The organism is Streptosporangium sp. NPDC049046, from assembly GCF_040649155.1.
Classification (GTDB): Bacteria; Actinomycetota; Actinomycetes; order Streptosporangiales; family Streptosporangiaceae; genus Streptosporangium.
In genome coordinates, this window is record NZ_JBEZEZ010000032.1 from 47,537 (window position 1) to 56,588 (window position 9,052).

7 protein-coding genes and 1 tRNA gene are annotated in these 9,052 nt (G+C 70.2%); 4 read left to right on the plus strand and 4 right to left on the minus strand.

The genetic code is table 11. The features are described from left to right. Window positions 1-285: 285 nt before the first annotated feature. From AB0B96_RS33585 to AB0B96_RS33595, 3 genes are all read right to left on the minus strand, one after another. Window positions 286-358 (minus strand) — tRNA-Ala (locus AB0B96_RS33585). Window positions 359-506: 148 nt separating this feature from the next. Beyond that, window positions 507-2,033 carry a von Willebrand factor type A domain-containing protein gene (locus AB0B96_RS33590; protein ID WP_362905290.1) on the minus strand — a complete coding sequence of 509 codons (1,527 nt, stop codon included), beginning with the start codon at window positions 2,031-2,033 and terminating at the stop codon, window positions 507-509. A 99-nt stretch (window positions 2,034-2,132) separates the two neighbouring features. Continuing rightward, window positions 2,133-2,666, minus strand: a complete 534-nt coding sequence (locus AB0B96_RS33595) for a TIGR03086 family metal-binding protein (RefSeq protein ID WP_362905292.1) — start codon at window positions 2,664-2,666, stop codon at window positions 2,133-2,135. 65 nt (window positions 2,667-2,731) lie between these two features. On the opposite strand from AB0B96_RS33595, the gene AB0B96_RS33600 reads away from it, so the two are divergent. Together AB0B96_RS33600 and AB0B96_RS33605 are read left to right on the plus strand one after the other, a co-directional pair. Further along, complete coding sequence (locus tag AB0B96_RS33600) at window positions 2,732-4,504, plus strand: asparagine synthase-related protein (RefSeq protein WP_362905294.1); 1,773 nt, start codon at window positions 2,732-2,734, stop codon at window positions 4,502-4,504. Then, on the plus strand, window positions 4,501-5,286 hold the full coding sequence (locus AB0B96_RS33605) for an AraC family transcriptional regulator (protein ID WP_362905296.1): 786 nt from the start codon (window positions 4,501-4,503) through the stop codon (window positions 5,284-5,286). Before AB0B96_RS33600 ends, AB0B96_RS33605 begins: the two co-directional genes overlap by 4 nt. Window positions 5,287-5,288: 2 nt before the next feature. Here the strand turns inward: AB0B96_RS33605 and AB0B96_RS33610 are convergent, their stop codons facing one another. Beyond that, a complete protein-coding gene (locus AB0B96_RS33610; protein WP_362905298.1) occupies window positions 5,289-5,768 on the minus strand; it encodes a rhodanese-like domain-containing protein in 480 nt (159 codons plus the stop codon). A 174-nt stretch (window positions 5,769-5,942) separates the two neighbouring features. Between AB0B96_RS33610 and AB0B96_RS33615 the strand changes: the two genes are divergently transcribed. Together AB0B96_RS33615 and AB0B96_RS33620 are read left to right on the plus strand one after the other, a co-directional pair. Then, window positions 5,943-7,016, plus strand: coding sequence for a helix-turn-helix domain-containing protein (locus tag AB0B96_RS33615; RefSeq protein ID WP_362905300.1), 1,074 nt, complete (start codon window positions 5,943-5,945; stop codon window positions 7,014-7,016). Between the two features lie 680 nt (window positions 7,017-7,696). Further along, on the plus strand, window positions 7,697-8,809 hold the full coding sequence (locus AB0B96_RS33620; protein ID WP_362905302.1) for a hypothetical protein: 1,113 nt from the start codon (window positions 7,697-7,699) through the stop codon (window positions 8,807-8,809). Window positions 8,810-9,052 lie beyond the last annotated feature (243 nt).

A 9,052-nucleotide genomic window follows, 5' to 3' on the forward strand; every position in this document is an offset into this window, starting at 1 on the left:
CGAAATCCCGAAGAAACTTTCATAACCGCCACGGGGTCACGTGAATTAGTTCAGAGCGTGGACAAATTTTCAGGAACGAGCCGGTGGCGACGCCGTACGGAATACCCACGAAGCGTCGCCGTCCCTTAATCACTCAGGTGCCGTCGCGATGATTTCCCGCTCCACGGCTCATCCGAAGCCCGGCCGGCGATCGCGAGACCCCGGAAACGACGAGATCCCGTCCGATCAAATGATCGGACGGGATCTCGTCGGCCGTCACTGAGCTGACTCAGAAACGATCAGGGGTGGAGCTATGGGGATTCGAACCCCAGACCTCCTCCATGCCATGGAGGCGCGCTACCAGCTGCGCCATAGCCCCTCGTCGACGCCTCCGGGCCTGACCCGGCGACCACGCCAGTGTATAGGAGATCACCCCTCACCCTGTAACCGGCGTAACCGGCGCGGGCCGCCCACGAGGCCGACTCGCGAGGAGCCGGCCCACTCGATCATGGAGTGCCCACGCACGCCTATCGGAGCGACGCGGCCTTCTCTATCAGTTCGGCGAGCTCGGTCACCGCGCGGTCCTCGGTGGAGGCGGCCAGGCGGGTGGCGTGGGCGGCGAGATCACCGGGCGTGGCTCCGGCGATCCCCTCCCCGGTGCGGAGATACTCGGCGAAGCCCGCTGCCACCACGTCGACCTGGAACCTCGGCGTGGGCCCCTCCCACGGCGAGTTCGCCAGATCGCCCGCCGCGAGGGAGCGAGAGGCTTCCGCCGGGTCGCGGGTGTCGGGATCCTGCCAGCGCACGGTGGCGGTGGCCAGCTGTCCCGACGACCCGCCGCGCAGCCGGAGCTCGTACAGGGCCGTCACCGAGTGGCCGGGGCCGATCTCTCCGCCGTCCTTGGTGTCGTCACGGAAGTCCTCGGTCGCGAGCCGCCGGTTCTCATAGCCGATGAGGCGGTAGGACTCCACGACCGAGGGGTTGAACACGACCTGCGCCTTGGCGTCGCGGGCGCGCAGGTCGATGTTGGTGGCGAGCTGCTCGACGAAGACCTTGCGCGCGTCGTCGACGGAACCGACGTAGACCGCGGCGCCGTCGCCGTTGTCGGCGAGCCGCTCCATCAGCTCGTCGCCGTAGTCGCGGCCGACGCCGACGCACAGCAGGGTGATCTTCTTGGCCGCGGCATCCTCGACCCGGTCGAGGATGCCGCGCCAGGTGGTGTCGCCGACGTTGGTCAGGCCGTCGGAGAGCAGGATGACGCGGTTGACGGCCACCGCCCTGAAACTCGCCGCAGCCTCGGCGTATCCGCTGGTCAGCCCCGCCTCCAGGTTCGTGGACTGCTGGATGGCGAGGCGTTCGACGGCGGCGTGGAGCCTCTCCTTGTCGGTCGCGGGGGTCATGGAGAGGACGACATCCGCCTCGTCGCTGAAGGCCACGAGGGAGATCTGGTCGCCGGGTCCGAGCTGGTCGACGAGCTTGTGCAGGGCATCCCTCACCAGGTCGAGCCTGCCCGGCTCGCCCATCGAGCCGGACACGTCCACCACGAAGGTGAGGTTCGCCGGCCGCCGGGCCTGCGCGCTCGCCTTCCGGGTCTGCAGGCCGACGCGGAGCAGCGCGGTGCCGTTTCCCGGGGTGCGGGCGCCGTCCATGTGCACGGTGAAACCGTCGTCCTCGGGTTCCGCGTAGTCCTGGGCGAAGGAGTTGACGAACTCCTCCGGCCTCACCTGGCCCGCCTCCGGCAACCTGCCCTCGGCGAGGATCCGTTTGCTGTAGCCGTACGACGCGGTGTCCACGTCGAGGGCGAAGGTCGAGATCTGTTCGGCGGAGGTGTCGCGCCTTCGGGTGGCCTCGCTTTCGGGAGTGGCCCGGGCCTCGGACTCGGTTCCCTCAGAGCTCTGATCTCCGGCCTCGGGGGCGGCGTCCGAGGGCATGGACGGGACCGCCCTTCCGGATTCCGGCACCGGCTCGCTGCCGGATCCGCCGCAGGCGGCGGCGAGCATCAGGGCGAGCAGCGCGAGCACGGCGAGGACGATGGTGAGCGGACGTGACTTCATGTCGCCTCCTGGGGATGCGTGTCATCCCCTACGACGACTCCTCTGCGCGGTCCGCCGGGAGCTTGACCCAAGCGAGCGCTAACCGTGTTCGGCGCGTGATCAGGGTTTCCAGGCCGGGTCCCGTCCGCTGAGCCCGAGCGCCCGCTCGAACGGTGAGGCGTCGCTCGCCACGGGCACCTCCTCCCCGAAGACTCCCAGGCGCCGTCCCTGCGGCGCCATCCCCTCGACGAAGGCGGCCACGGCCTCGCCGGTCGCGGCGTCCACCGTGTACTCCTGACTGGTGGCCCTGGCCAGGTCCCAGCCATGGATCACCGTGTCGCCCAGCACCATCTGGAGCACCATGGCCATGGGCATCCCCATCGTGGGACTGGTGCCCTCGGTCACCCCGGGTTCCGACCAGGCGGCGAGCAGCGCGGCGGCCCGGTCCGCGAAAGGGGCGTGGTCGGCGTCCTGCGACGGCGGCTGCTCGCGGCGGGCCAGTGCCTCGAACATCGCGGCTGTCCAGGCCAGGTGGCCGAGCAGCTCCCGCACGTCGAAGCCGTCGCAGGGGGTGGGCAGGCCCAGCTGGTCGTCGCGGACGCCGCGGGCGACAGCCGCGGTGCCGGTGACGGCACGTGACAGCATCTCGTTCATGCCTGCCATGCTGTCGAGCCGAACTCACAGCTGTCTTGAAAAAACGCGTCATAGGATCCTGCAGCATGCGCGTATATCTCGGCCTCGCGGCCAAACACCCAGGAGCCGGAATACCCGAGACGATGCTGCACACCGTGAGAGGCGCGATCGAGAGCGCGTTCGCCGTACCGCCCGAGGTCATCGGATCCCGGGAGTGGCACCGTCCCGGGATCGCGGTGTTCTCCTGGACCAACGAGCCCGACGACTCGCGGCGTCCTCCCCTGCTGGAGACCGGCCACGACCGGGTGACCGGGGTGAACGGCTACCTGACCGCACCGGGTGACGTGAACCGGCTGGCGGCCATGCCGGTGCTGGACACCGAGGGGATCGGCGGGTGCTTCTCGGCGTTCCGGGCGACCGAGGACGAACTGTCCGCCGCCACCGCGGTCCACAGGATCTGCCCGGTCTACTACGCCGAGACCCCCGACGTGCACGTGATCGGCAGCCGGGCGCTGCTCGTCCACCTCGCGGGCGGCGGCGAGCGCGTGGAGTGGGACGTGCTCGCGCTGCAGTCGATGGTCAGGCAGGGATACTTCCTGTCGGACGAGACCCCCTACCGAGGGGTGAGCGCGCTGCCACCGTCCTCGTCGGTGACCGTCAGGAACGGCCGGCGTACGATCGTCACGACCCCGCTCCCCACGGCCGTGCCCGCGCCCGAGTCACGCAGGCAGAAGAAACACCTCGTCCGGGAGTTGGCCGAGGCGCTTCTGGCGACGGTGGAGCCGCTGCGCACGACCAGGGAGCCGGTGAACCTCGCCCTCACCGGCGGCAGGGACAGCCGCCTGATCGCCGCGGTGCTGCACGCGGCCGGCATCCCGCTGCGCGCGACCACCAACGGCCTGGACACCCATCCCGACGTGGTCATCGCCGGGAAGGTCGCCCGCGCGCTGCGCATCGAGCACACCGTCATCCCCCCGGCCCGTGTCGAGAAGAAGGACGCGATCGTCGTCGAGCATCCCCTCGCGCGGACCTACGAGACGTTGCGCGCCTGTGAGGGGATGACGTCGGCGTACGAGTCGATCGTCGGTTACCTCCCCTACAGCGCCAAACCCACCATGTCGGGGCAGAGCGGGGAGAGCCTACGGGCCGGAAGCCTGCTGCTGCTCCAGACCGACCTGAGCGAGAAGGCGCTGCGCCGCCGGGTGGACGTGACCTTCCTGCGAGATCCCGCGCTGTTCACCGAGGAGGCCAACGAGCACGCCCGCGAGCTGGCCGAGCCCTGGCGAAAGCGGGCTCCGCTGGAGGCGCTCGACCACATGTACATCTCCTACAAGGTCGGCCGCTGGCAGGCGGGGGCGCGGGCGGGCTCGCTGCGCAGAGGCGACCAGATCTGGCCGTTCTTCGACAACCGGGTGGTCCGCGCCGCGCTGGGTCTCGACCAGACCTGGCGGCTGTCGGAGGAGGTCATCTACGAGCTGCTCGGCATCCTGGCCCCGTCTCTGCGGAACATCCCGGTCGAGGGCAAGCCGTGGCGGTTCACCGCGGGGAAGCGCTACTACCCCTGGCAGCGCAGGCCGCCGGTGCTGACGGCGCCGAAGACCGGAGGGGGCGGCTGGAACTGGCGGACCAGTCCCGGCGCCGAGTTGACCGGCCTGATGCGCGACCACGTCCTCGGCCGCCTGGACCTGCTGTCTCCCATCGTCAAGCCCGACGAGGTACGCAAGCTGTTCGCCGACCCCGTCCTGAAGAAACCCACCCACGCCTGGCACCTCTACACCGTGGCCACCATGCTGGGGGGCGAGTATCCGGGCAAGGAACCGCAGGGTCTGCCGAAAATCCACATCCCCATCCCGTCGTGACGGGTACGCCCGCCGACGACACCCGGGGCATCCTGCACTTCGGGGCGGCCCGGTTCCGTTACGGGCGTCACGCGTGCCACCCGGCCCTGGTCCCCTTCGTCGAGCATCACTGGATCGTCCGCTGGGAGTTGGACGAACCGTACGAACAGCGGATCGTGTCCCATCCATCGGTGAACCTGGTCTTCCACGAGCACGGTTCCCACGTGGCAGGGGTCATCACCGGTGACTACCTGGAGGTCCTGACCGGCACCGGGGTCGTGGTCGGCACCCGCTTCCGGCCCGCCGGTTTCCGCCCCTTCCTCGGCGCCCCGCTGTCCACGATCACCGATCTCCGCGTCCCCGCCTCCCGGATCCTCGGGCCGGACGCCGACGCGGTGACCCCGGCAGTACTGGCCGCCTCCGACGAGGAGGCGGTACGGGCGCTGGAAGGGTTCCTGCTCACGCGGCTCCCCGTCCGCGACCCCGTCGCCGAGCGGGCGGCGGACCTCGTCGCGAGCGTGCTCACCGACCCGGCCATCGTCCGCGTCGGTGATCTGGCCGCCCTGCACGGGCTGAGTGTCCGGCACCTGCAGCGGCTGTTCAGCGACCACGTCGGGGTCTCCCCCAAATGGGTGATCCGCCGTTACCGCATCCACGAGGCCGCCGAGAGAGCCGGACCCGCGACCGACTGGTCGCGGCTCGCCGCCGATCTCGGCTACAGCGACCAGTCCCACTTCACCCGCGACTTCACCGGCGTCATCGGCATGCCGCCCACCGCGTACGTCCGCCGTCTGCCGAGGTGACGTCAGCAGGCACAGGCGATGCCGGAGACCGGCGCGGTCAGGGCGTCGACGGAGCGGCGGGACACGCCCGCGACGGTCTCGACGGGGAAGCCCTCCCTGGCCCAGTACTCGAAGCCGCCGAGCATCTCCTTGACCGGGTAGCCGAGTCCGGCTAACTCCAGCGCGGCCCGGGTGGCGCCGTTGCATCCCGGCCCCCAGCAGTAGGTCACCACGGTCACCCCCGAGGGAACGACCGAGCGAGCGCGTTCGGCGATCAACGCGGTGGGCAGGTGAACGGCTCCCAGGACATGGCCCTGCTCCCAGCCCTCCCGGCTCCGGGAGTCGACCACGACGATGTCCGTGACACCGGCGGCCAGGTCGGCGGCGACGTCGGAGACGTCGGTCTCGAACGCCAGCCTGGCGGCGAAGTGCGCCAGCGCCTCGGCATTCCTCGCGGCCGGTACCGCGGTGACGGCGGAGGGGGAGGGAACGGGGACAGACATGGGCGGCCTTTCAGACAACGGTGACGGCGGCGAGGTCCGCGGTGGTGGAAGGTACCGGTCGCGGTTCCCGGCTCGGGAGATGGCGCCGGGGTGATGCCTGGCACGAACAATGGTGTCGGTCGGCAGATCGGTTCCAACAGTGGCACGAACGCCGCTTATCGTTAATATCTCGCCATGCTCATCCCTCCGCCGGCGCCCCACGCCACACCTCCCGCCGTGTCCGTGCTGGCCTTCGACGGCATGTCACCTTTCGAGCTTGGCTGCGTGGTCGAGATCTTCGGCATCGCCCGCCCTGAGTTGGAGGTGCCCTGGTACAGGCTGTCGGTCTGCGCCGAGACGCCCGCCGATCTGCGGGTCACGGGCGGGTTCACGATGCGGACCGAGCACGGGCTCGACGCGCTTGAGGCCGCGAGCACGGTGATCGTGCCTGGGGTCGCGAATGTCCACGGCGAGGTCTCCCCCGAGGTGGTCACGGCACTGCGGCGAGCCCATGACAGGGGCGCGCGAGTCGTGTCGATCTGCTCGGGCGCGTTCGCCCTCGCCGCGGCCGGACTACTGAACGGCAGGAGGGCGACGACCCACTGGAAGTACGCCGAGCTGCTCCAGCACAGGTTCCCGCGGGTCGAGGTCGATCCGGATGTGCTCTACGTGGACGGTGAGGACGTGCTGACCAGCGCGGGCAGCGCGGCAGGACTGGACCTGCTCATCCATCTGGTACGCAAGGACTACGGGCCCGGCGTGGCCAACGAGGTCGCGCGAAGACTCGTCATCCCCCCGCACCGGGAGGGCGGGCAGGCACAGTTCATCCAGACCGCGGTCCCTCACGTGGAGGACGGCGCCGCCGTGACCGCCGCGATGGCCTGGGCGTTGGAACACCTCGCGGAACCCATCACGATCGCCACCCTGGCGGAGGCCGCGCACATGTCCCCACGTACGTTCATCAGGCACTTCGGACGGCAGACCGGGACGAGTCCGTTGCGCTGGGTCATCTCTCAACGGGTCGCGGCCAGCCTGACGATGCTGGAGTCCACCTCCGTGCCGGTGGAGGACATCGCGTCCGCGGTGGGCTTCGACAGCACGGCGACCTTCCGCCATCACTTCACCCGGACGATGCGCACCTCCCCCTCGGCCTACCGGCGGGCCTTCCGTGCCCCAGCGTCGTCCGACCACACGAAACCGCATGGATCCGAGCGGCGGACCCGGGAGCAGGGTTCGGCCACGGAACCTTGGCACGAAACAAGCCCATAACCTAATTTACGCTTTATGCCATCATCGCCCACTTATCCGAACAATCGCAATAACGGCGACATTAACGCTCTATAAATATAATCAAATGCCTGGAGCGCAAAGAAACGCACACCCTCCATCAAGCTTCCATTCCAGCTTTGAAGCACACTTCTCCCGCCTATCTCCTGGGCGCCCCAAGAATGTCCGCACGGCGTTTTCTCTCAACAGGAAGGGAGAAACAACGCACGTGTCTACTTTCATGAAACGGACCCTTGCGGGCGGCGCGCTCGCCGGGGCCGTCCTGCTTCTGCACTCCCCTGTCCCAGTTTCGGCCGATTCGCAACTTCAGATATCGGCGCAGGCTCGCCACGACGAAATCCAATCCGCCGGAAGCACGCAGGGGGACCCCTGCCCTGTGGTGCTTGCCAGCATTTGCACGAACTTCGTATCCCTGCCCACCGTGATCCGTAGCAGGGATGTCATAACCACCGGAGCGATAATCCACAAGGGCCTGCAGCCCACCGCGAGCGATGCGATTTACATCCCGCTGTGCAGGTGGCTGGGTCTGCCGATCTTCCTCTGCCGAATCCCTGAAGGGATCCAGGGCCCAGCGGGCCCAGCGGGCCCAGCGGGCCCAGCAGGTCCCAGGGGCCCGGTGGGCCCTCGAGGCTACACAGGTCCAGCTGGCCCAGCGGGCGCCGATGGCGCACCGGGACCCGCCGGACCGGCAGGACCCGCAGGCGCTGACGGCGCACCCGGACCCGAAGGCCCACCCGGACCCGCAGGCGCTGACGGCGCACCCGGACCCGAAGGCCCACCCGGACCCGCAGGCGCCGATGGCGCACCCGGACCCGAAGGCCCACCCGGACCCGCAGGCGCTGACGGCGCACCCGGACCCGAAGGCCCACCCGGACCCGCAGGCGCTGACGGCGCACCGGGACCCGAGGGACCGCCCGGACCGGCAGGACCCGAGGGACCGCCCGGACCCGCAGGCGCCGATGGCGCACCCGGACCCGAAGGCCCACCCGGACCCGCAGGCGCCGATGGCGCACCCGGACCCGAAGGCCCACCCGGACCCGCAGGCGCCGATGGCGCACCGGGACCCGAGGGACCGCCCGGACCGGCAGGACCCGAGGGACCGCCCGGACCCGCAGGCGCTGACGGCGCACCCGGACCCGAAGGCCCACCCGGACCCGCAGGCGCTGACGGCGCACCGGGACCCGAGGGACCGCCCGGACCGGCAGGACCCGAGGGACCGCCCGGACCCGCAGGCGCCGATGGCGCACCCGGACCCGAAGGCCCACCCGGACCCGCAGGCGCTGACGGCGCACCCGGACCCGAGGGACCGCCCGGACCCGCAGGACCCGAGGGACCGCCCGGACCCGCAGGCGCCGATGGCGCACCCGGACCCGAAGGCCCACCCGGACCCGCAGGCGCCGACGGACTCGACGGCGCACCCGGCCCTGAAGGCCCAGAAGGGCCAGAAGGGCCAGAAGGGCCAGCTGGTGCCGACGGGCTCGACGGCGCACCAGGGCCGGCAGGACCCGCAGGACCCGCAGGCGCTGACGGCGCACCCGGACCCGAGGGACCGGCAGGACCGGCAGGACCGGCAGGACCAGCCGGGCCCGAAGGACCTCAGGGTCCCGTCGGACCTCAGGGGCCGATCGGACCGCAAGGGCCGCCTGGAACGGCGACAACCAGCGGAACGACTGTCGGTTACCCGGTCGTCAGTACCCACATCGTCAGGGCGCCGATCGTCACCGCCCCGATCGTCTGGGCTGCCGCCGCTCCTCCGACCATCTGCACGGCCGTGAGAGTCTGCTGAGATTTTCAGCGGTCTCCTGGAAACAGGTCGATTGAGGTGTTCCCGTCCTGCGGTTCACTTCGAAGGTCTTTAGGACCGGGAGAGTGAAGTCCGGAAACGGCCGCACCGGACGGGTAACCGTCAACTGAAATACGGAGAGGTGGGGGGGGGGGGGGCCCCCCCCCCCCCCCCCCGGGGGGCCCCCCCCCCCCCCCCCCCGGGAAAACCCACCCCCCCCCCCCCCCAGGAAATA